Raw genomic sequence first — 22,431 nt, 5'->3', positions numbered from 1 at the left:
ATCATCAACGATGGCAGTCCAGAGCACGGCATTCCGGCTATCTCGTGGAAACTCGTCGAGGGAGCCGAGCACGGATTCACCCTGTTTGATCTTGCCGACCGGCTGCGCACACGGGGCTGGCAGGTCCCGGCCTACACTATGCCCGCCGACCGGCAGGACTTGGCCGTACAGCGCATCCCCGTGCGCGCCGGCTTCAGCCGCGATGAGGCAAGCCTGCTGATGGATGACTACCGCGATGCCATTGCGCACTTCGACAAGCACCCCGTCTCGGTGCCGATGAGCGAGGAAGAGGCGGGCAGCTTCCACCACTGACCGGTGGTGAAGGCCTCGCGAGATCAGCGGGGGAGTGAGTCTTCGATCACCGCAACGATCGACGGATCGTCGGGCTTGGTCGTCGGGCGGAACCGGTGGACGGTGCCGTCGGGGGTGAGCAAGAACTTCTCGAAGTTCCAGAGCACCGGACCCCGCTTGCCCTCGGCATCCTTCGCCTTCTTGAGCGCCTTGTAGAGCGGCGCGGCGTGAGAGCCGTTGACTTTGACTTTCTCGGCGATCGGAAACGACACACCCCAGGTGGTCGAGCAGTAGTCGAGGATTTCGTCCATGCTGCCCGGCTCCTGACCCATGAACTGGTTGCAGGGGAACCCGACCACGGTGAATCCGCGATCACCGTAGGTCTTCTGAAGCTGCTCGAGCTGCGCATACTGCGGTGTCAGACCGCACTTTGAGGCGACATTGACCACCAGTACAACACCGTCGCCGTAGTCCCCGAGCGTCGCGGTCTGGCCGTCGGCGGTCACGAAGGGGATGTCACGAAGAGAAAGCTGCTGCACGTCGGTCATGGTTTCAGGCTACCGGCGGCTGCGGGGGAGGGCGCGGCACGTCGAGGCGCAGGTCTGGGAGAATGGGTGGATGCCGTCAACACCGTCAGCCACGTCTGTCGCGCCGTTGCGCATCGGCCCGATCACGGTCGACGCGCCGGTCGTGCTCGCGCCGATGGCCGGCATCACCAACACCGCGTTTCGGCGGTTGTGTCGCGAGTACGGCGCCGGTCTCTATGTCAGCGAGATGATCACGTCACGGGCACTCGTCGAGCGCAACGACACGACGATGCGGTTGATCACCCATCACGAGTCCGAAACGCCGCGATCGATTCAGCTCTACGGTGTGGATCCCGCCACGGTGGAGGGTGCGGTTCGGGTACTGGTCGAGGAAGACCGGGCAGATCACATCGACATGAACTTCGGATGCCCCGTCCCGAAAGTCACGCGCAAGGGCGGCGGCGCCGCCCTGCCGTGGAAGCTCGGCCTCTTCCGTGAGATCGTGACGCGCGCCGTACTCGCGGCGGGGCCCATCCCCGTGACGGTAAAGATGCGTAAGGGAATCGACGACGACCATCTCACCTATCTCCAAGCCGGCAGAATCGCCGAGGATGCCGGGGTCTCAGCCGTCGCGCTTCACGCTCGCACCGCCGCCCAGTTCTACTCCGGGGAAGCTGACTGGGAGGCGATCGCCCGACTCAAGGAGCACGTCACGTCAGTTCCGGTGCTCGGCAACGGCGACATCTGGGCCGCCGAGGACGCGACGCGGATGATGGCCGAGACCGGGTGTGATGGGGTCGTCGTGGGTCGGGGATGCCTTGGGCGGCCCTGGCTGTTCGGAGAGCTGGCGCGGGCGTTCGATGTGGATGCCGGCCCGACCGTGGACGCGAACCTCGGGTTCGTCGCGCAGGCGTTTCGCCGGCATGCCGAGCTCCTCGTCGAGTTCTTCGAGGACGAGGGCCGCGGCTGTCGCGACATCCGTAAGCACGTCGCCTGGTACTTCAAGGGCTACCCGGTAGGCGGTGATCTGCGTGCTCGGCTCGCGACGGCATCCTCGCTCGCCGAGATCGACGAGCTTCTCGCGGAGCTGGACCTGGACGCCCCCTATCCCGGCGCCGCCGCCGAGGGCCAGCGTGGGCGCGCAGGGAGCCCGAAGCGACCCGCCCTGCCCGACCGGTGGCTTGAGTCGCAGGAGATCGACGGCGTGGAATCGTGCGCGCTGGCCGAGGCCGAACTGGATCACAGCGGTGGCTGAGCGGGGCATTCCGGTGCATCCGGGATATACGGATGCCGATGCCGAGCGATTCTACGCTGAGCACCACCGATCGCAGCGCGACGGCTTCGCACGGGATCGGGCGCGCGTGCTGCATTCGGCTGCGCTTCGTCGACTTGCCGCAAAGACCCAAGTCTTGAGCCCGGCAAGTCCTGCGGACTTCGCTCGCAACCGCTTGACGCACTCGCTCGAGGTCGCGCAGGTCGGGCGCGAGCTTGCGACGGCGCTGCAGCTCGCACCTGACGTGGTCGATACCGCGTGCCTGAGTCACGACCTGGGGCATCCTCCCTTCGGCCATAACGGCGAGCGCGCCCTGAACGACTGGGCAGAAGACATCGGCGGGTTCGAGGGGAACGCGCAGACCCTGCGCATCCTGTCGCGCCTGGAGCCCAAGGTGATCGACGCCACCGGCCGAAGCCACGGCCTCAACCTCACGCGCGCGAGCCTGGATGCCACCTGCAAGTACCCGTGGACTTCCGCGCATCCGCTTCCTGATCCCGGTGGCCGGCTCAAGTACGGGGTATACGACGAGGATGAGGCGGTCTTCACGTGGATGCGCGAGGGCGCTCCCGGCCGCGTTCGCTGCATCGAGGCCGAGGTCATGGATCTCTCCGACGACATCGCCTATTCCGTACACGATTTCGAGGACGCCATCGTCAACGGGTACCTCGACCCCGCGCGCCTGGCCGACCCTGCCGAGCATGACGCGCTCATCCAGGCCATCCAGACCTGGGTGGGATACGACTTTGCGCGGGACGAGCTCGAGGACGCCCTCTATCGCCTCATGCGGATGCCGGAATGGGTTGCCAGTTTCTCGGGAACGCGCTCCGACCTCGCGCGGTTGAAGAACCTGACCAGCGACCTCATTGGACGCTTCGCGCGTGCCGCCGTGACGGCGACCCGGGCAGCAGCCGGAGGTCCGGAACTGACGCGTTTTCACGCACACGTCGTGGTGCCTCGTGTCATCGAGGCCGAGATGGGGGTGCTCAAGGGCATCATTGGTGCTGTGGTGGTGAGTATCGACGGCCGCAAGGCGCTGTACAAAGAGCAGCGGCGCCTGCTCAAGCGCCTGGCCACAGCGCTGTGGGAGAACCCGCATGAGCTGGATGCTGTGCACCGTGAAGACTTCGATCACGCCACGACCGACCGCGAACGGCGCCGCACCATCGTCGATCAAGTCGCAAGCCTGACCGATCAGCACGCGATCTCGTGGCACGGCCGCCTCGTTGGCGAGGTCGATGTCGCATCCCTCGGCATCTGGGTGCCCGGCGCGCCGATGCGGGCCCGGTAGGGCGGCCTGATGCCAGGACGGATCGCGCAGGCCGACATCGACGAGGTGAAGGCGCGGACGAACATCGCCGATGTGATCGGCGAGCGTGTAGCCCTCAAGCCCGCCGGTGTCGGTTCGCTGAAGGGACTGTGCCCCTTCCACGATGAGCGCAGCCCGAGCTTCCATGTGCGACCGCAGGTCGGCTTCTATCACTGCTTCGGGTGTGGCGAGTCCGGCGATGTGTACTCGTTCCTGCGCAAGATGGACCACCTGAGCTTCACCGAGGCTGTCGAGCGGTTGGCCGGGCGGATCGGCTACACCCTGCACTTCGAGGAGGGCGGCGCGGCACCGGAGAACTCGGGACGTAGTCGCCTCTACGCGGCAAACGCTGCAGCTGCCGAGTACTTTCGAGCCCAGCTTCTGACGCCCGAGGCCGAGGTCGGACGCCGGTTTCTGGGTGAGCGAGGGTTCGACGCTGCTGCCGCTGCGCACTTCGGGGTGGGCTTTGCGCCCAAGGGCTGGTCAAACCTCTCAGACGCTCTCGCTGGGCAAGGTTTCACGCGCGAGGAGCTGTTGGCTGCGGGGCTGCTCTCGCAGGGCCAGCGCGGCACGTACGACCGCTTTCGTGGCCGCCTCATCTGGCCGATCCGAGATGTGACCAGCCAAGTCGTCGGGTTCGGGGCGCGACGGCTGCTCGAGGATGACCAGGGGCCGAAGTACCTGAACACCCCAGAGACCTCGATCTACCGGAAGTCGCAGGTACTGTACGGCCTCGACCTTGCCAAGCGAGACATTTCCCGGGAGCATCGCGTCGTGGTCGTCGAGGGCTATACCGATGTCATGGCGTGTCATCTCGCAGGCATCACGACGGCGATCGCAACCTGTGGAACGGCGTTCGGCAGCGATCACATCACGGTGCTCAGGCGTGTCATGGGCGACGATTCGAGCGGGGGAGAGGTCGTCTTCACCTTCGACCCGGATGCCGCGGGTCAGAAGGCGGCGCTCCGCGCCTTCGCCGACGAGAAGCGCTTTTCGGCACAGACGTACGTGGCCGTGGCGCCGGACGGGCTAGACCCGTGCGACCTGAGGCTCGCTCGTGGTGACGACGCCGTGCGCGCCCTCATGACAACCAAGGCGCCGATGTTCGAGTTCGTCATCGACCAGCGCCTTTCGCAGTACGACCTCGGCACTGTGGAGGGGCGCGCCGCAGCGCTCCGCGCAGCCGCACCTGTTGTCGCCGACATCCGAGACCCGTCGTTGCGACCCGGGTACGTCCGCGTCCTCGCGCGCCGGATCGGTCTGGATCTCGACGAGGTGAGCGCAGCGGTATCGCGAGCTTCCCGTTCGCGTGACACGGGCGGGTCGCTGCAGCGGCGTGGGCGCGATGACGCGCCGCCGGCTGATGAGCGCCAGCATCCGGATGACGGAGCCGCCGCCTCCGCACCGGTGCTGATCCCGACGATCGCGTCGCTTCCTCGTACCCGCGATGTCGTGATCGAGCGTGACGCGCTCATGGCGGCTCTGCAATTCGGGCACCGCCTCGACGATGCGACGGTCCGTCGCGCCCTGGGAGCGGCGTTCCAGCACCCCGCGCTCGATGCCGTTCGTGCCGCCGTGGTCGAGGCGCCCGATTACACGCGAGCGGGATGGGCAGTGCAGGCCGTTGACACCATCCGCGAGCCCTACCGCGCGCTCGGCTCGGAGCTGCTCATGTCTGCGTTCCCGGCCCTCGGCGAGGCGGATGCCGCAGCCTCGGCATCCGATTTGATGCGTCGATTGATCGTGCGACGCGTCGATTCGGAGAAGGCGGAACTGGTTCGCGCAGTCCAGCGCGTGCCTCCGGACTCCGAGGAGGGGCGTCGGATTCGCCTGCAGCTGCGCGAGCTCGATCTGGAGCGGCAGCGCTGGACAGGCGACACCGAACGCTGATCGACCGGGACTCTGGACTGGATCCCAGCGCAACGGCACGGCAGGATGAGGGTATGTCTCCTCGTCGCAGAGCCACCGAAGCGGCGATCGTGTGCTCGGACCTCTCGATCAGTCACACCGGTCGCGGCGAGACCGACAAGCTCATCGACGGGATCACCTTCACTGTCGCTCGCGGCTCGGTTCTTGCGCTCATGGGTCCTACCGGCGCCGGAAAATCGAGCCTCCTTTCGGTGCTTGCTGGTCGCGCGCACGAAGGCGTGTCGGTCACCGGGGGAGACGCGCTCGTCGATGGCATCTCGGTCCGGCGCCCCGGCAGGGCGATCCGCGAACTGACATATTTCGCCGGCTACCTGCCTCAATCAGCCGGCGCACACTTGCCCTCCCGGCTCACGGTCTCGGAGGTCATCGCCGAGCCGATCACCTCGAGGGAGCGGCGAATCAACCAGAAGGCCCTCGCGATCCGCGTCGCGGGCCTGCTCGATGAGCTCATGCTTCCCCTGGGCGTTGCGAACAAGTTCCCCTACGAGCTTTCGGCGGGGATGCGCCAGCGTGTGGCGCTCGCCCGAGGCCTCGTCGTCGACCCGCGGATTCTCGTGGCCGACGAACCGTTCGCGAATCTCGATGTCGAAGTCCGCAAAGCCGCGCGCGAGGCCATCACGCGGCGACGAGATGACACCGGCATGGCAGCTGTCGTCTCCACGCATGACCCCGAAGCCGTGAAGGAACTCGACGCGAACGTGCTCGTGCTGCGCGGTGGGCACGTCGTCGCCTTCGGCCACGGTACGAACGATCTGATCTGGACGCCGAGCGCAGAAGCAGACCGCCGCTTCGTCGTGTCCTGACGGCGCGACGAGGGCCTGGCTCGCGTCGTTGAAACCCCGTCGGCTTTGCTAAGATAGTGGGGTTGCCCGCTGCGGCGGGCATTTTCCTCGGTAGCTCAATTGGCAGAGCAATCGGCTGTTAACCGATAGGTTCTTGGTTCGAGTCCAAGCCGGGGAGCCATTACTCCATACCCTCGTCTTCCGTTCAGGCGTCGAGGTCGTCGACTCCTGGCATCCACGACTTCCCTGGTGTGCCCCAGCCCTGTTTGCGGGAGATCTTCTGGGCGGTGCGCCAGTCGCGGTCACCGAGCCGGTCCAGGTAGAGCACACCGTCGAGGTGGTCGAATTCGTGTTGCAGGATGCGGGCACGCCATCCGTCGACCTCGATGTCGACGGGCTGGCCGTCGAGATCGATCCCGGTGACCCGGGCACGCTCGGAGCGGCGCAGCGGGAACCGCTCACCCGGGAACGAGAGGCATCCCTCCGACTCCTCATCGGGATCGGGCTCGCCCGGTTCCAGGGGAGTGATCCACAGCTCCGGGTTGATGACCACGCCTCGCCACGGTGCACCGTCGTCATCGGTGTAGCTGTAGGTGAAGATCCGAAGCCCTACGCCTACCTGCGGGGCCGCCAGGCCGACGCCAGGAGCGGCATCCATCGTCTCGTACATGTCAGCGACGAGCTGACGGATGTCATCGCTGATCTCCGCGACGGGAGTGGCGGGAGCGTGGAGGACGGGATCGCCCATGATGCGGATCGGGAGAACAGCCATGCGACAAGCCTATTGAGACACACGGCGTCTGGCCGACGCCGGGATAGGGTCGAATGGTGCTCCTCCTGACCGTGTCGGCAAGCGTGACCGACCAGATCACTGAGGCGTTCCGCGACCCCGCGATCCTCGCCGGGATTCCCCTTGCGCTGCTCGGCGCCATCTTCATGTCGTTCGGTGCCCAGTATCAGTACCGGGGCGTCCAGAAGGTTGAGAAGCTCACCGGCCGCTCTGGCGGGAACGGGCTCGATCGCAATCATCTTCTGAACTTGCTGCGGCGGCCATCGTGGCTGGCGGGCACCATCATGTTGGGGCTCGCGATCGTCTGCCAGCTCGCGGCGCTTTCGGTGGCGCCGCTGATCCTGGTGCAACCGCTCGGAGCCGTCTCGCTGGTCATCACCACCCTGCTCAACGCCCGCATCAGTGGGCATCGCCCCACGCGCCAGTCGATTCGATCGATCATCGCGGCAGTGGGCGGGATCTTCATCTTCGTGACGATCGCCGCGTTCTTTGCCACCGAGCGCCCCGTCACGCAGGCGCAGCTGCTGGTCATCCTCGGTCTGCTGGCGGTGACCATCGTCATTTTCGCCGTTCTCTGGCTCGTGTTCCGCAAGCACGGTCTAGCGCTGTTCTACATCGTCGCCTCAGGCGTTCTCTACGGCTTCGTGGCGACACTCGCGAAGGTGGTCCTGAGCCGGATCCGGGACCAGAACTTCGACTGGCTCACTCTGCTGTGCGTCGTCGCCCTGTTGGCGGCGGTGGCGGTCGGTGCGTACTTCGTCCAGACGGCGTACAGCCTCGGGCCACCCGATCTCGTGATCGCGGGCCTGACGGTGATCGACCCGATCGTGGCGGTGGTCATCGGGCTCGTCGTGCTGCAGGAAGCCGAGACTGCGCCGCTGTGGGCCTTCATCGGGTTCGGGGTCGCCGGCGCCCTCGCCGTATACGGAGTGATCAGCCTGGCGCGCAACCACCCCCAGGTGATCAGCGACAGCCTCGAGCTACCGTTCACGCGCGGAAGCTCCTCGGACGATTGATCGGCAGACGGTTCGAAGTCCGCGTCGTGAGCGCACGCCCGGTACGCTGATCTGGCAGGGGGCGGTGGCCAAGCTGGTCAAGGCAGCGGGCTCATAACCCGACGATCGTGGGTTCAAGTCCCACCCGCCCTACGAACAGAGCCCCGCCGTCTGGCGGGGTTCTGTTCGTTGTCGGGGGTGTTGCCGCGAACGCACCTTGTGGGTGGGCCCCATTCGCCGGAGGCTCCGCGGATCGCGTAGCGAGCCGTGGAGGGGCGAAAGGGACAAGTCCCACCCGCCCTACGAGCAGAGCCCCGCCGTCTGGCGGGGTTCTGTTCGTTGTCGGGGGTGTTGCCGAGAGCGCGCCTGGGGGTGGGCGGGTGTTGCCGCCGAACGCTATTCCGCCTTCGGCTTGGTTGTGCGCCGGGAGGTGGCTACTTGCACGGGTTCGCTCGCGGCGGCATCCGCCATACCGGAGCCGAAGGCACGGCCGACGGCCTGCCCCTGGATGATGGTGGCGAGGTCAATGCCGGTTGCCGCCTGAACACTGTCGAAAACCGACTTCATGGCTGTCGCGCTGTCGGCCCCGATGACGCGGGATGCGCCCTCCTCGCCGGATCCGCCACCGACGATCGAGACGTTGCCGATGGCGGAGTAGCCCTTCGCGAACTCCGCCATGATCGAGGGGAGCACATCGAGCACGCGCTGAGACAGAATCGCCTCCTGGTTCGAAGCGATGGCTTCGGCCTCGGTTTCGATCGACTCGGCACGCGCCTGACCTTCGGCCCGGATCGCGTCGGCCTCGGCCTCTGCGCGCAGGCGCCGCGCGGTGGCTTCTGCGTCCGCGAGGGCGCGCAGTGCGCTGGCCTCACCGGCGGCGCGCGCCTCGGCAGCGGCTGCCTCACCGGCGGCGCGGGCCCGATCCGCTTCAGCCTGCTGCTCGGCGATTCGGGTGCGAGCCTCAGCTTCTTTGATCTTCTCGATCGCGGCAGCCTCTGCGGCACGTTCGCGAGTGTAGAGCTCGGCCTGAGCACGCGTCTCAGCCTCGTATCGCTGAGCGTCGGCGACGCGCTTGACGTCGGCATCCAGCTGTGCCTGCCGGTTCTCGGCCTGCTGCTGCAGAACCGCCTGCTCAGCCTGGGCTCTCGCGAGTTGCTCAGCCTGTTCGGCCTCGGCGCGGGCGCGACCGATACCGGCATTCGCATTGGCGGTATTGGTGTCCAGCGCCGTCTGCTCGATCAGGTTCGCTTCTTGGTTCGCGATGTTCTTCTGATTGATCGCGCGGTCGGCGTTGGTCTGCGCAATCTCGGCGGCCTGGCGTTTGGCCTGGATCTCGGGTGCGCCGAGCGACTGGATGTAGCCCATCGCGTCAGTGATTCCCTTGATCTGGAACGAGTCGAGGATGAGGCCCTGCTCGGCGAGCTCCTGAGAGACATCGGCGGCGATCTGATCCGAGAACTTCTTGCGCTCGCGCATGAGTTCGACGACCGACAGCGTCGCAACGATTCCGCGCAGCGCTCCCTCAAGCTGCTCCGTGGTGAACTGTTCGATCGCCTTGTCCTGTGACGCGAAACGCTCGGCGGCACGGCGGACGAACACCGGGTCGGACCCGATCTTGACGATCGCAACGCCATCGACGTTGAGCGTCACATTGTCGAGCGACTGCGCCTCGGCGTTCAACGACACCTGGCGAGAACGCAGGGAGATGATCTCGTGACGCTGCGTGATGGGGTTGACCAGTGACTTGCCGTTGACGATCACGGTGACCGGGGATTCGGACATCTCCGATCGGCTCGTGCCGTCGGCATCCATCACCGTGGTCTGCACTCGCTGCTTGCGGCCCGAGATGACAAGGGCCTCGTCCGCGCGAGCGACCTTGATCCACGCCTTCGCCAACAGGAGGCCGATGAGCGCGATGATGATCGCCGCAACGACTGCTATCCCGATGATGATCAGAATGCCGACAAAACCGGCTGCCTCCATGGATGTCTTCTTTTGGTTCAGGCGCGCGCTCGAACAAGCGCGCGCCGAGAGCCGCATGTTGCCCCCGGGTTCAGCCTTTCAGACGGACGGGCTCCGGCAAAGCCCGAATATCGCGCCCTGCACCGGTGAATCACAGGCTTGTGATTCGGGTCGCCCCGGGCGATAATGGGCCCAATAACAGAACAGCCACAGATCTCCTGAGGACGTTGGGGAAGACGCACCTCAGAACGGAGATCAATATGGCTACATCAATGACGCGCGGTGTGGTGATGATTCACTCCGCGCCGCGGGCGTTGTGCCCCCACCTGGAGTGGGCGGTGGGACGCGCGCTCGGTCGCGCGGTGAGCTTCGACTGGGCCGACCAGCCGGTATTGCCCGGCGCGCGGCGCGCTGAGTACTTCTGGTCAGGACCTGTCGGCACGGGAGCTGCGATTACGTCAGCCATGCACGGTTGGGAGCACCTGCGTTTCGAGGTGACCGAAGATCCGTCGGCCGCCTCAGACGGCGCTCGGTGGATGCACACGCCGGACCTCGGCATCCATCATGCGCAGACGGATGCCGCAGGCAACGTGGTCGTCGGGGAGGACCGCGTCCGGTACGCGCTGGAACTGGCGATACGGGACGTTCATGACATGCAGCGCGAACTGCAGGTCGCGCTCGGTTCGGCATGGGATGACGAACTCGAGCCGTTTCGTCACGCCAGTGACGACGCGCCAGTGGTGTGGCTTCACAAGGTGGGGTAGCAGGCTTCGCGTGCAGCGCGCGTGCGTACCGGATGTCGGATGAGTCGATTCCCGGCGCTGGGAGAGCGTGGCAGCACGTGACGATGAGAACGGGTTCCTCCGGGCAGAGTTGCGGAGGGGCCCGTTCTGCGTTTGGCTTCAGCAGTTCGGCGGCGTCGGATGACCAGCCGGCGGGCGCCCCTGGATCTCGCCCCAGGCGTATCCGCTGACCGCGTTGCCGTCGAGTGTGCCGGAGTACGAGAACAGCCCCTCGTAGACGGCGCGCCCGAGTGCGTTCAGCTCCTGGTCTTGGGCGGTGGCGTTGAAGACGAGGTCGGCCGCGGGTCGCGATGCCGAGGCATCCAGCTTCACGGCGTAGGACAGCTCATAGACGTAGCAGCTATGCGGCGAGGTCCACGTGCTCGTCGGATCCGGCGTGATGTGGATCGCGCCCTGCGGCCAGTTGGCGGTCGGCTGAAGGGTGCCATTGCCTGACTGGGAAGATCCGGCTCCGCCGAGCATGGCGTAGTAGAGGTTCCCAACGTCCTGCTGGCCGGTCACCGCGATCAGCATGCCCTGGTCGGTGTCGGGTAGTTGGACCGAGAACTCCGTCCATGCGTACCCGTTGCTGACGATGTACGTGGCGGAATCGTTGTACGTCTCGGTGAGATTGTCGAAGAACAGCACGCCTCCGGTGCCGCCTCCCGCGTAGGTCGATCCGATCTGAATCGACCACGACTCGACCTCGACGAGCGGCATCGAGTAGTAGTGCGAGCCCTGGCCGGTCATCGGGTCGCCTGTGGCGGCGAGGTAGCTTCCGATGTCCCCGCCGTAGTCGTTCATGATCCGGGTGCGCTGGTCGGTGGTCGCGATCGGGCCACCGGATGCCGGGAGCGGCATCCCATCGAACATCCACAGCGGGAAGAACCCGTTGGGTCCGTATCCCCACTGGATGATCCCTGTCGTGTCACGCGCGCGGATAGTCAGGGAGGTCGGCTCGCTGACGCCGGATTGGTAAATTCCGGTGTCGACCGAGACGGTGAGCTCGTAGATCGCGCCGACGGCGCCGATGGATCCGGAAACGACCCGCATGTCGACCGTCTGAGGCGGCTCGCCGTGATTCTGCTGCTCGACGTGGATGCTCCACGGCTGGTAGGTGATGCTCGTGGGAACCGTGATGTCGGCGAGGCCGTCGATTCCACCGAACGCGGGTCCGCTGTTCTGGTCGAGCCGGTTGAAGATGAGCCCTGATTCTTCAATGGTGAGGAGGGGAACCTGAAGGCCGGGGATGACAGAGTTTCCCTGCGACATCAACGCGATCGCGTTGATGCTCCCGTCGTCACCGACGAGGTGCCCGAAGAACTCGTAGGACTGCGAGTCGTACTGGGGGAGACCGGTTGACAGGTAGGCCCGGAATCCGGTGCAGTCCCGACCCTGTGCGAGCGGCACCGGTGAGTACTGGGCGATGGAGCCGAACGCGAGAACGGGATCCGCGGGTGGTGTGTTGCTGGTGGGGCACGCCGGCGGGATCGTGGGTGTCGGCGTCGGCGTCGGTGTCGGCGAGGGCGCCGGGTCGGGGTTCGAGGTCGGTTGCGGTGTTGGACGACCGGAGCCGCCCGTGCCGCCGCCGTGACCTGGATCGATCGGTGCTGGCGGAGCGGGCGTCGGACGAGAGGTCGGAGTGGCAGTGGGGGTAGCGGTCGGCGTCGATTGACGCCCCTGGATGGTTGCCGAGGGCGACGAGGAGGGGGACGCTGAGGTCTCCGGTGCGGCAGTGGGAGGTCCGAAGGTGCACCCACTCAGCCCGAGGAAGGACAGCGCCATGACCGGAGCCAGCACCATCGCACGAACAGAACCCACAGGTTGAGTCTGCCACACGGGGTCAGCCCGGCTGAGCGTCCCTAGACGCTGCGGAACGCCGCGACGGCGTTGTGTCCGCCGAATCCGAACGAGTTGCTGATAGCGACATGATCGCCGTCGCGGAGTTCGACGGCTTCGCCCACCCGCAGCGGAATCTCGGGGTCCTGTTCTGTGATGTTGATCGTCGGGGGAGCGAGGCGGTTGTGCAGCGCCAAGACGGTGAAGACTGCCTCCAGAGCACCCGTTCCACCGAGCAGGTGTCCGGTGGAAGCCTTGGTCGCAGAGACGGGGATCTCGTGCACGCGGTCGCCGAAGACCGACAGCAACGCCTTGTACTCGGCGATATCACCCGTAGGTGTTGAGGTGGCGTGTGCGTTGATGTGCGTGACATCGTCGACTGAGGCGTCAGCCTGTTCGAGAGCCTGCCGCACCGCCCGTGAGGCGCCGAGGCCTTCAGGCTCGGGAGCCGTGATGTGGTACGAGTCGGCAGTGACGGACCCGCCGGCTACGACGGCGTATATTCGGGCGCCGCGGGCCCGAGCGTGCTCTTCGGTCTCGAGCACGAGGGCGGCAGCCCCCTCGCCCATGACGAAGCCGTCCCGGTCGATGCTGTAGGGGCGTGAGGCGTGCGCGGGGTCGTCGTTGCGCCGTGAAAGGGCCTGCATCGACGCGAAGGCCGCGAGGGTGATCGGGTGGATCACCGACTCGGTGCCGCCCGCGATCACGACGTCGGCGAGGCCGAGACGGATGTGTTCGACGGCGTTGACGATCGACTCGGTGCTGGATGCACAGGCCGAGGCCACGGTCCGTGCGTAGGCGCGCGCTTCCAGGTGCATCGAAATGGCCGCTGCAGGCGCGTTGGGCATGAGCATGGGAACCGACATCGGCATGACGCGCCGCGGACCCTTTTCACGAAGCGTGTCCCAGCCATCGAGGAGAGTCCACAGGCCGCCGATCCCCGTAGCGAAGTCGACACCGAGGCGTTCGGGTTCGACCTCCGGGGTTCCGGCATCCGCCCACGCTTCGCGGGCAGCCACCAGGGCGTACTGCGACGACGGGTCGAGGCGCTTGGCCTCGGGCCGGGCCAGGACGGTTTCCGCCGGGACGCGTGCCGAAGCGGCGAACGTTACGGGAAGCTCGTACTTCGCGACCCAGTCGTGTTCGAGCGAGCGCGCGCCGGATTCGCCGGCCAGCAGTGCCGACCAGGAATCGGGCGCCGTTCCTCCGATGGGGGTGGTGGCGCCGATGCCGGTGACGACGATACGTGAACTGCTCATGTAGTCCTCAGGGATGGTCCGGTGGGGGCTGCGCCCCCACCGGAGATCGGGTCACGCCTGGTTCGACGTGATGTAGGTGACGGCGTCGCCGACGGTCTTGAGGTTCTTGACCTCGTCGTCGGGAATGGTCACGCCGAACTTCTCCTCGGCGTTGACGACGATGGTCATCATCGAGATCGAGTCGATGTCGAGGTCGTCGGTGAACGACTTCTCCATGGCGACCTCGTCGGCCGAGATGCCGGTCTCGTCGGTGATGAGTTCGGCGAGTCCTGCGAGGACGTCGTCGTTTGTGAGTGCCATGGGTGTCTCCCTCTGGGTTGATATGGATGGGTTGTGGTCGGTGTGGGCCTCAGGTGAGGCCGTCCTGCCAGTCTAGAGTTCGAGGCTCCGCCGTCACGGGAGCACGACGACCTGCGCGCCGTAGACCAGCCCCGCTCCGAAGCCGATCTGCAGGGCGAGGCCGCCGCTCAGTTCGGGGTGCTCCGCCAGAAGCCGGTGCGTGGCGAGCGGGATGGAGGCGGCGGAGGTGTTTCCGGTCGTCTCGATGTCGCGTCCGATCACCACGGACTCGGGAAGGCCGAGCTGCTTCGCGAACTCGTCGATGATTCGCATGTTTGCCTGGTGCGGAACGAAGGCTGCGAGGTCGGATGCCTCGACGCCGGCAGCCGCGAGGGCTTCACGGGCAACCTTGACCATCTCCCATACCGCCCAGCGGAAGACCGTCGGGCCCTCCTGGCGGAGCGTGGGCCAGGGCGCAGTTCCATCCCGGAACTCTGTCAGTGTGTGGTTCATCCCGACAGCGTCGGCCTTTGAGCCATCCGAGCCCCACACCGTCGGGCCGATACCTGGTGTTTCGGAGGGGCCGACAACGGCAGCACCTGCACCGTCGCCGAGGAGGAAAGAGATCGAGCGGTCGGTCGGGTCGACGATGTCACTGAGCTTCTCAGCGCCGATCACGACGGCGTAGTGCGCGCCGCCCCCGCGGATGAGAGCATCGGCCTGCCCCACGCCGTACGCGAACCCCGCACATGCGGCGTTGAGATCGTACGCTGCGGCATCTTTAGCCCCGATGCGCTCCGCAACAATCGCCGAAACTGACGGGGTCTGCCGGGGGTTGGAGATCGTCGCCACGATCACCGCGTCGATCTTGTCCGGAGCGACGCCCGACTTCGAGACGGCTTCGGTGGCAGCATCCGCGGCAAGGTCGATCGCGGTGGTCGTCTCGACCGCGCGCACTCGGGTCACGATTCCCGTCCGTTGGCGGATCCACTCGTCGCTTGAGTCGATCGGACCGACGAGCTCACCGTTCGGAACGACGCGCTCGCCCCGGGCAGCGCCATAGGCGTAGATCCGGGTGTGCGCAGCGCCCTGGGGCTGACGAAGGGACACGGTCATTCGGCTTCTCCTTGAGCGGATGCGGTGGCCACAAGCTCGGCTGCAGACGTGAGGTCTTCGGGAGTCTTGACCGCGACTGAGGGTACTCCGCGCAGAGCACGCTTCGCGAGGCCGACAAGCGTGCCGCCGGGAGCGAACTCGATCAGTCCCTTCACGCTCGCGGCTGCGAACGACTGCATACACGCGTCCCACCGAACCGGGGATGCAACCTGATCGACGACGAGCGAGAGTGCCTCCGCGCAGCTGTTCACGAGCGAACCGTCTCGATTCGTCCACAACTGCAGGCCCGGGTCTGACGGGGTGACGGCTGCTACGGCTGACCGCAGTGTCTCGACCGCTGGCGCCATGTAGTGCGTATGGAAGGCACCCGCAACCGAGAGCGGAATCACACGGGTCCCCGTCGGGGGCTCGGCGCTTAGCGCGGCGAGCGCCTCAGCCGCACCTGCGGCCACGATCTGGCCACCGCCGTTGAAGTTCGCCGGGGTGAGATCGAGCGACGCGAGACGCTCCTCAACCACTGCCTGGTCGCCGCCGATCACGGCGCTCATTCCGGTGTCAGCGAGCGATGCTGCATCCGCCATCGCCCGGCCGCGGATCCCGACGAGCCGCAGGGCAGTCTCCGCATCAATGACCCCCGCAGCTGCCAGCGCGGCGAACTCGCCCACCGAGTGCCCGGCGACCCCGTCGACCGGCGCAGAGGCGCTCTGCGTAAAGAGCTCCCACGACAGAACGGAGGCGGCGACGATGAGCGGCTGCGCGATTCGCGTGTCACGAATAGTCTCAGCGTCCGCCTCGGTTCCCGCCTCGATGAGGTCGACCTCTGCCCACTGCGAGAACTGATCGAGACGTGCGCGGACCCCATCGCGTTCGAGCCAGGGCCGGAGGAATCCTGGTGTTTGGGAGCCTTGACCAGGGAAGAGGGCGATGATCACCATCCCATCCTGCCAGCGTGTCGAGCGGTCATTCTGGAGATTCTGATCGAGAAAACGCGCATTCGTTTGTCGCGCGTCTACACGCTCAGGCTGACACGCGGCGGTGCAGCGCGGCAGGTCGGCGACGCACCGACTCCGTGCCGATCGATCCCAGGATGAGTGCAGTCTGGAGGATGAGCGCCTCCCGGGGACCCGTGGCATCCCAGCCGATGACCTCCGAGACCCGCTTGAGGCGATACCGAACCGTGTTGGGGTGTACGAACAGTTCACGCGCGGTGGCCTCGAGCGACCGGCCGTTGTCGAGGTAGCTCCACAGGGTCGTGACCAGATCCGTCGAATGCGCATGAAGCGGACGGTAGATGCGCTCGATCAAGGTCTGCTTGGCCAACGGATCGCCGGCGAGGGCGCGCTCGGGCAGCAGATCGTCGGCTTCGACCGGCCGTGGCGCATGCCGCCACGCTCGGGCAACGGCAAAACCGGCCAGGGCCGCCCGCGCGCTCATGCTTGCATCGACCAATGCCGGCACCGCGGGGCCGAGCACGAGGTAGCCCGGCCCAAAGCCGGGCTCGAGGCGACGAGCGATCTCGGGGAAGGGCAAGTCCTGCTCCGCGTCTTCCGCCCGTGGTGACGGCTCCGACCGCCCGATCACCAGAACCAGTCGCGACCCCTGCACGCCGATCAGAACATCCACGCCGAGCTTGCGCGCGGTTCGGCGCAGCTGGTCGACGTCGAACTGCGGCGGCGTCGTGCCCACCAGAACAGCGACTTCGCCGTGACCATGCCATCCGAGTGCGGCAATCCGACTCGGGAGCTCCTCGTCGGCCTCGCCCGTGAGGATCGAATCCACGACGAGGGCCTCAAGACGTGCATCCCACAGTCCCCGCGCTTCGGCGGCTCGCGCATACACGTCGGCCGCGGCGAACGCGACCTCCCGGGAGTAGAGGAGGATCGCCTCACGCAGACTTTCGCTCTTGCTCGCGATCCGCTCCTCCGTGACCGTCACTGAGACGCGGATGAGCTGAAGCGTCTGCTGCAGGCTCACGCTGCGCAACAGCTCGCGGGGCGCGGCGGCGAAGATGTCGGCGGCGATCCAGGGCGTCGACTGCGGATCGTCGTACCACTGGATGAAGGATGTGATTCCCGCCTGAGCGACCAGGCCTACCGCGGACCGACGCGCAGGCGGCATCTCCGAGTACCAGGGCAGACTCTGCTCGAGTCGCTGAATCGTCGCGGTCGCGAGATCCCCCGAGATGCGGCGTAGCCACGCCAGAGTCTCGGCCTTGTCGGTGGGATGCGCTGTCATGGCCGGGTCGTCAGCTCTCCCCGCCCGCGTTTCCGCTTGTGCCCGCCTTGACGTTGTGCAGGTCATACTTGCGGATCGCCTGGCCGGCAAGGGCCCGATCGACGGCTCCCTCCTCGGCCAACGCCTGCAGCGTGCGCACCACGATCGAGGGGCCGTCGATCTTGAAGTAGCGTCGCGCAGCCGGACGCGTGTCCGAGAAGCCGAAGCCGTCGGCGCCGAGCGTCGCGAAACGCCCCGGAACCCACGGACGGATCTGATCCTGAACGGCGTGCATGAAGTCACTGACGGCGACCACGGGGCCCTCGGCGTCCTGCAGCTTCTCGCTGATGTACGCGCGGCGGGGCTCGTTTTCGGGGTACAAGAAGTTGTGCTCGTCGGCGGCGAGGCCGTCGCGGCGCAGTTCGGTCCACGACGTCACCGACCACACGTCGGCCTGAACGCCCCAATCGTCGCGCAGCAACTGCTGGGCTTCGAGCGCCCACGGCACACCGACCCCCGATGCCAGAAGCTGGGCACGCGGGCCCTCACCCTCGGCGGTGGAGATGCGATGGATGCCGCGCACGATGCCCTCGACATCCACACCCTCGGGCTCCGCAGGCTGAACAAGCGGCTCGTTGTAGACCGTGAGGTAGTACATGACGTCGGGGTCGGGGTGGTGTCCGCCGTACATCCGCTCCAGGCCCGACTGCACGATGTGCGCGATCTCGTACCCGTATGCCGGGTCGTACGAGACCGTGGCCGGGTTCGTCGACGCCAGAAGGTGCGAGTGGCCATCGGCGTGCTGGAGACCTTCACCTGTCAGGGTTGTCCGTCCCGCGGTCGCGCCGATCACGAAGCCGCGCGTCATCTGGTCGCCGGCGGCCCACTGCGCGTCGCCCGTCCGCTGGAACCCGAACATCGAGTAGAAGACGTACACCGGAATGAGCGGCTCGCCGTGCGTTGCGTAGGACGTGCCCGTGGCGGTGAACGCGGCCAGCGCGCCGGCCTCGTTGATGCCGACGTGCATGATCTGACCCTGCGGGCTCTCCTTGTAGGCGAGAAGCAGATCGCGGTCGACCGAGGTGTAGTTCTGGCCGTGCGGGTTATAGATCTTCTGCGTCGGGAAGAACGCGTCGATCCCGAAGGTGCGTGCCTCGTCGGGAATGATCGGCACGATGCGGTTGCCGAATCCCTTCGCGCGCAGCAGGTCCTTGAGCAGGCGCACGAACGCCATCGTGGTGGCGACTTCTTGCGTACCCGACCCCTTCTTTGGCATGGCATACACGTCGTCGCCCGGCAGCGTGATCGCGGTGTGCGAGGTTCGGCGCTGGGGGAGGAACCCGCCGAGGGACCGACGGCGCTCCATCATGTACTGGATGGTCTCGTCCTGCGGTCCGGGGTTGTAGTACGGCGGCAGGTACGGGTTCTCCTCGAGCTGGGCATCCGAGATGGGGATACGCATCGAGTCGCGGAAGTGCTTGAGATCCTCGAGCGTCATCTTCTTCATCTGGTGGGTCGCGTTACGACCCTCGAAGTGGTGACCGAGGCCGTAGCCCTTGATCGTCTTGGCGATGATGACGGTGGGCTGGCCCTTGTGCTCGACTGCCGCCTTGTAGGCCGCGTAGACCTTGCGGTAGTCAAGGCCACCGCGGCGCAGCTTGCCCCAGATCTCGTCGTCGGTCCAATCCTTAACGAGCGCCGCCGTGCGCTCATCGCGGCCGAAGAAGTGCTCACGGATGAATGCGCCGTCTTCAGCACGGTAGGTCTGGAAGTCGCCGTCCGGCGTGGTGTTCATCAGGTGCACGAGCGCGCCGTCGGTGTCCTTGGCGAGCAGTTCGTCCCAGCCGGTTCCCCAGACGACCTTGATGACGTTCCAGCCCGCGCCCCGGAAGAAGCTCTCGAGCTCCTGGATGATCTTCCCGTTGCCACGCACGGGACCGTCGAGACGTTGCAGGTTCGCGTTGATCACGAACGTGAGGTTGTCGAGGCCTTCGTTAGCGGCTACCTGAAGCTGACCGCGGCTTTCGACCTCGTCCATTTCCCCGTCGCCGAGGAACGCCCAGACGTGGCTGTCGCCGACATCCTTGATGCCACGGTTCGTCAGGTACTTGTTGGTCATCGCCTGGTAGATCGCGTTGATCGGCCCGAGACCCATCGACACGGTCGGGAACTGCCAGTAGTCCGGCATGAGACGCGGGTGCGGGTACGACGGCAGACCGTTGGGTGCCGCCGACTTCTCCTGCCGGAAGCCGTCGAGCTGTGCTTCGGTCAGGCGTCCCTCCAGGAAGGAGCGAGCGTAGGTTCCGGGGGAGGCATGCCCCTGGATGAAGATCTGATCGCCGCCGGACGGGTGATCCGGGCCGCGGAAGAAGTGGTTGAAGCCGACCTCGTAGAGGGACGCGGACGAGGCGTAGGTCGAGATGTGACCGCCGACGCTGATGCCCGGACGCTGCGCGCGGTGGACCGTGATGGCAGCATTCCAGCGAATCCAGCGACGGTAGCGGCGCTCCAGCTCCTCGTCACCGGGGAACTCAGGCTCCGCATCCGGCGAGATCGTGTTGATGTAGTCGGTGGTTGGCACCTGCGGCACGTTGAGCTGGAGCTCGTGCGATGTCTGCAACAGGCTCAGCATGATTTCCCTGCCTCGCCCCTGGCCCTTGGCCGAGACGAGCTGGTGGAGGGACTCCTGCCATTCCGCAGTCTCGTCGGGGTCGCTGTCGAGCGGTCCCTGCGAGTACGGATCCTGATCGTTGACGGTCACGTGAAACCTTTCTTCGACGGGCAGGGTGTGCCACGAACGGGCGGCCGTGCGCTGCAGGGTGAGCATCGCAGGGTCTGGTCGTGCGCGTGTCTGTACGGCAGACCACGACCCAGCCTAGCGAGTCCCGCATCCGGTGGGAGCGGGCGAGGCGGCCGGGCTCGGTCAGCCGAAACCATGGATGCCGCTTTGGCCCCGTAGACTCGCCTCGAGGGCCTTTAGCTCAGCTGGTAGAGCGCCACGTTTACACCGTGGATGTCGTCGGTTCGATCCCGGCAGGGCCCACATGAATGCGAGTCCCGACGACCAGCGGCGTCTTCTCGAGGTCGCTGCCTTGGACGCCCGCATCCGGAGTGCCGCCGCAGCGGCGCGTTCACCCGAACAGGCCGCGCGGATCTCTGAGCTGATGCAGGCGCGCACCGAGCTGAATCAAGACCTCGTTCGGGCGCGGGGGACCGTCGATGACGTCCGCGCCGAGCAGCGTCGCCTCGACGACGATCTGAAGGTCGTCGAGGCCCGCATCGCCCGCGATACGGCACGGCTCGCCGACTCGGCCAACGCCAAGGAGGCGCAGAACCTCGAGCACGAGCTAGCGGCTCTGGCGCGGCGAAAGAGTGATCTGGAAGACGCCGACCTCGAGGCGATGGAGCGTGCGGAGGCTGCCGAAGAGATTGTCGCCGGCCTCGAAGCTCGACTTCGAGAGGTCAACGAAGAAGGCGTATCGCTCAGCGCCGCGGCGAAGGCGGCGGTATCAGCGGCCCAGGCCGACGAGGCTGCCGCGACCCGTGACCGCGAGGCTGTCGCATCCACGGTCGCCTCCGATCTTCTCGGTCTCTACGACAAGCTCGCCCAGCGAAGCGCCGGTGCCGCCCTGTTGACCCGACAGACCTGCGGCGGATGCCACATGGTGCTTGCTGGCAGCGACCTCAGCGCGCTGCGTGCCGCCGCGCCGGAGTCTGTCGTCACCTGCCCCGAGTGCGGCTGCATCCTCGTGCGCACGGAGGAGTCGGGTCTCTAGCTCAGCCGGCAGCTAGACCCCGCGGGGCGCCGCGTAGACCCCGCGGGGCGCCGCGTAGACTCGGCGGTGCGAATGGGTCGGCCGGACGGTCGCGTCGTGGCGGTGCCACGCCGAGGAACGTCCGGGCTCCACAGGGCAGGGCGGTGGGTAACACCCACCCGGAGCAATCCGCGAGACAGTGCCACAGAAAGCAGACCGCCGGGCTCGTCCCGGTAAGGGTGAAAGGGTGGTGTAAGAGACCACCGGGGTCGTGGCGACACGACCCGCACGGTAAACCTCGTCCGGAGCAAGGCCAGACAGGGGATGATGACGCGGCTCGCCGAGTCCCCGGGTAGGCCGCTAGAGCGGCGCGGCAACGCGTCGCCGAGAGAGATGACCGTCGACGGAGCAGCGCTCCCGAACAGAACCCGGCGTACAGGCCGGCCCATTCGCCCTGTCGGGGCCGTACAGCTCCCGACAGGGCCGCCCTCTCACTGCGCGGCGGTGGCCTGCGCGAGCTGCGGCATCGCCCCGAGCGAGAGTGCAGCTGCGCCGATGATCCCGGAGTTGTTGCGGTGCACCGCCGGCACGATCGGGGTGTTGAGCTTCAGCAGCGGCAGGAACTCCTCCGGGTGCTTCGAAACGCCGCCACCCACGACGAAAAGGTCGGGGGAGAAGAGGAACTCGAGGTGGCTGTAGTACCACTGCAGCCGCTTAGCCCACTTTGCCCAGGACAGTTCTTCCCGCTCCATGGCGGAATAGGCCGCGTAGTACTCGGCATCCTTGTCCTTGCCAGGGCGAGCGAGGTGGCCGAGTTCTGAATTGGGAATCAGGACGCCGTTGTAGATCATCGCCGAGCCGATGCCGGTGCCGAGGGTGGTGAGCAAGACGAGTCCCTCAACACCCTTCGCCGCGCCGTAGCGCACCTCGGCAACGCCGGCGACATCGGCATCGTTGGCGAAATGGATGTCGCGGCCCAGCCCGTCTTCGAAGAACTTCTCAGCCTCGAAGCCGATCCACTTTTCCGAAACGTTCGCCGCCGACAGGGTCTTGCCGTTCTTCACGATCGCGGGGAACGCAACGCCCAGGGGGATATCCGAGTCCGCCACCTCGAGCGTTTCGAGAACCTGCTTGACGGCATTCAGCACCGCGGGCGGCTCGGCTCCGGGCGGGGTGGGGACCTTGATGCGATCGGTGACGAGCTCACCCGCTTCGAGGTCGACAACACCCCCCTTGATTCCCGTGCCGCCGATGTCGATGCCCACTGCTCGGGTCAGGTCAGATGCCATGCGATCAGCCTACCCATCCCGGCGCCTCCGATCAGTAGGA

At 66.5% G+C, this 22,431-nt stretch carries 18 protein-coding genes, 3 tRNA genes, 1 other RNA gene and 1 pseudogene; 12 read left to right on the top strand and 11 right to left on the bottom strand.

Annotation, left to right across the window (positions count from 1 at the left end; genetic code table 11):
- A pseudogene (locus B3587_RS13155) lies at positions 1-312 on the top strand (glutamate decarboxylase); the annotation flags it as partial.
- A 23-nt stretch (positions 313-335) separates the two neighbouring features.
- Here B3587_RS13155 and B3587_RS13150 read toward each other — a convergent pair.
- Positions 336-839 carry a glutathione peroxidase gene (locus B3587_RS13150; RefSeq protein ID WP_292729390.1) on the bottom strand — a complete coding sequence of 168 codons (504 nt, stop codon included), beginning with the start codon at positions 837-839 and terminating at the stop codon, positions 336-338.
- Between the two features lie 70 nt (positions 840-909).
- Here B3587_RS13150 and dusB point away from each other — a divergent pair, with 70 nt between their 5' ends.
- The 5 genes from dusB (at position 910) to B3587_RS13125 (ending at position 6,292) form a co-directional block, all read left to right on the top strand.
- Positions 910-2,073 (top strand): tRNA dihydrouridine synthase DusB, encoded by a 1,164-nt coding sequence (gene dusB / locus B3587_RS13145; RefSeq protein ID WP_292729388.1) that lies wholly within the window; start codon positions 910-912, stop codon positions 2,071-2,073.
- On the top strand, positions 2,066-3,382 hold the full coding sequence (locus B3587_RS13140; protein WP_292729386.1) for a deoxyguanosinetriphosphate triphosphohydrolase: 1,317 nt from the start codon (positions 2,066-2,068) through the stop codon (positions 3,380-3,382). Before dusB ends, B3587_RS13140 begins: the two co-directional genes overlap by 8 nt.
- Positions 3,383-3,391: 9 nt before the next feature.
- Entirely contained in the window at positions 3,392-5,290 is a 1,899-nt protein-coding gene (dnaG, locus tag B3587_RS13135) for a DNA primase (protein WP_292729383.1), read from the top strand.
- A gap of 53 nt (positions 5,291-5,343) precedes the next feature.
- On the top strand, positions 5,344-6,132 hold the full coding sequence (locus tag B3587_RS13130; protein ID WP_292729380.1) for an ATP-binding cassette domain-containing protein: 789 nt from the start codon (positions 5,344-5,346) through the stop codon (positions 6,130-6,132).
- Between the two features lie 84 nt (positions 6,133-6,216).
- Positions 6,217-6,292, top strand: a tRNA-Asn gene (locus B3587_RS13125).
- A 24-nt stretch (positions 6,293-6,316) separates the two neighbouring features.
- On the opposite strand, the gene def is transcribed toward B3587_RS13125, so the two are convergent.
- Positions 6,317-6,883 (bottom strand): peptide deformylase, encoded by a 567-nt coding sequence (def, locus tag B3587_RS13120; RefSeq protein ID WP_292729377.1) that lies wholly within the window; start codon positions 6,881-6,883, stop codon positions 6,317-6,319.
- A gap of 53 nt (positions 6,884-6,936) precedes the next feature.
- On the opposite strand from def, the gene B3587_RS13115 reads away from it, so the two are divergent.
- Together B3587_RS13115 and B3587_RS13110 are read left to right on the top strand one after the other, a co-directional pair.
- A complete protein-coding gene (locus B3587_RS13115) occupies positions 6,937-7,917 on the top strand; it encodes a DMT family transporter (protein ID WP_292729373.1) in 981 nt (326 codons plus the stop codon).
- 58 nt (positions 7,918-7,975) lie between these two features.
- Positions 7,976-8,049 (top strand) — tRNA-Ile (locus tag B3587_RS13110).
- 243 nt (positions 8,050-8,292) lie between these two features.
- Here B3587_RS13110 and B3587_RS13105 read toward each other — a convergent pair.
- The gene (locus B3587_RS13105; RefSeq protein WP_292729371.1) at positions 8,293-9,879 is read right to left on the bottom strand and encodes an SPFH domain-containing protein; all 1,587 of its coding nucleotides are present in this window, start codon (positions 9,877-9,879) and stop codon (positions 8,293-8,295) included.
- 239 nt (positions 9,880-10,118) lie between these two features.
- Between B3587_RS13105 and B3587_RS13100 the strand changes: the two genes are divergently transcribed.
- Entirely contained in the window at positions 10,119-10,622 is a 504-nt protein-coding gene (locus tag B3587_RS13100) for a DUF3145 domain-containing protein (protein WP_292729368.1), read from the top strand.
- Between the two features lie 138 nt (positions 10,623-10,760).
- Here the strand turns inward: B3587_RS13100 and B3587_RS13095 are convergent, their stop codons facing one another.
- From B3587_RS13095 to aceE, 7 genes are all read right to left on the bottom strand, one after another.
- The gene (locus tag B3587_RS13095) at positions 10,761-12,461 is read right to left on the bottom strand and encodes a lipocalin family protein (RefSeq protein ID WP_292729365.1); all 1,701 of its coding nucleotides are present in this window, start codon (positions 12,459-12,461) and stop codon (positions 10,761-10,763) included.
- A 41-nt stretch (positions 12,462-12,502) separates the two neighbouring features.
- Complete coding sequence (locus tag B3587_RS13090; RefSeq protein WP_292729362.1) at positions 12,503-13,738, bottom strand: beta-ketoacyl-[acyl-carrier-protein] synthase family protein; 1,236 nt, start codon at positions 13,736-13,738, stop codon at positions 12,503-12,505.
- 51 nt (positions 13,739-13,789) lie between these two features.
- Entirely contained in the window at positions 13,790-14,038 is a 249-nt protein-coding gene (locus tag B3587_RS13085) for an acyl carrier protein (RefSeq protein ID WP_195691493.1), read from the bottom strand.
- 93 nt (positions 14,039-14,131) lie between these two features.
- Entirely contained in the window at positions 14,132-15,133 is a 1,002-nt protein-coding gene (locus tag B3587_RS13080) for a beta-ketoacyl-ACP synthase III (protein WP_292729359.1), read from the bottom strand.
- Positions 15,130-16,065 carry an ACP S-malonyltransferase gene (locus B3587_RS13075; RefSeq protein ID WP_292729442.1) on the bottom strand — a complete coding sequence of 312 codons (936 nt, stop codon included), beginning with the start codon at positions 16,063-16,065 and terminating at the stop codon, positions 15,130-15,132. Before B3587_RS13075 ends, B3587_RS13080 begins: the two co-directional genes overlap by 4 nt.
- A gap of 85 nt (positions 16,066-16,150) precedes the next feature.
- A complete protein-coding gene (locus B3587_RS13070; RefSeq protein ID WP_292729357.1) occupies positions 16,151-17,368 on the bottom strand; it encodes a PucR family transcriptional regulator in 1,218 nt (405 codons plus the stop codon).
- A gap of 10 nt (positions 17,369-17,378) precedes the next feature.
- Positions 17,379-20,108: a pyruvate dehydrogenase (acetyl-transferring), homodimeric type gene (gene aceE / locus B3587_RS13065; protein WP_292729354.1), complete on the bottom strand. Its 2,730-nt coding sequence runs from the start codon at positions 20,106-20,108 to the stop codon at positions 17,379-17,381.
- Between the two features lie 209 nt (positions 20,109-20,317).
- Here aceE and B3587_RS13060 point away from each other — a divergent pair.
- The 3 genes from B3587_RS13060 to rnpB all read left to right on the top strand — a co-directional run bounded on the left by B3587_RS13060 (position 20,318) and on the right by rnpB (position 21,554).
- Positions 20,318-20,390: transfer RNA gene (locus B3587_RS13060), tRNA-Val, on the top strand.
- 1 nt (position 20,391) lies between these two features.
- Positions 20,392-21,123 (top strand): zinc ribbon domain-containing protein, encoded by a 732-nt coding sequence (locus tag B3587_RS13055; protein ID WP_292729351.1) that lies wholly within the window; start codon positions 20,392-20,394, stop codon positions 21,121-21,123.
- A 73-nt stretch (positions 21,124-21,196) separates the two neighbouring features.
- Positions 21,197-21,554: RNase P RNA component class A (gene rnpB, locus B3587_RS13050), an RNA gene on the top strand.
- A gap of 39 nt (positions 21,555-21,593) precedes the next feature.
- Here rnpB and ppgK read toward each other — a convergent pair.
- Positions 21,594-22,391 (bottom strand): polyphosphate--glucose phosphotransferase, encoded by a 798-nt coding sequence (gene ppgK / locus B3587_RS13045; RefSeq protein ID WP_292729348.1) that lies wholly within the window; start codon positions 22,389-22,391, stop codon positions 21,594-21,596.
- Positions 22,392-22,431 lie beyond the last annotated feature (40 nt).

Source organism: Microbacterium sp. UBA837 (assembly GCF_002296025.1).
Classification (GTDB): Bacteria; Actinomycetota; Actinomycetes; order Actinomycetales; family Microbacteriaceae; genus Microbacterium.
This window is presented reverse-complemented; position numbering and strand designations above follow the sequence as displayed.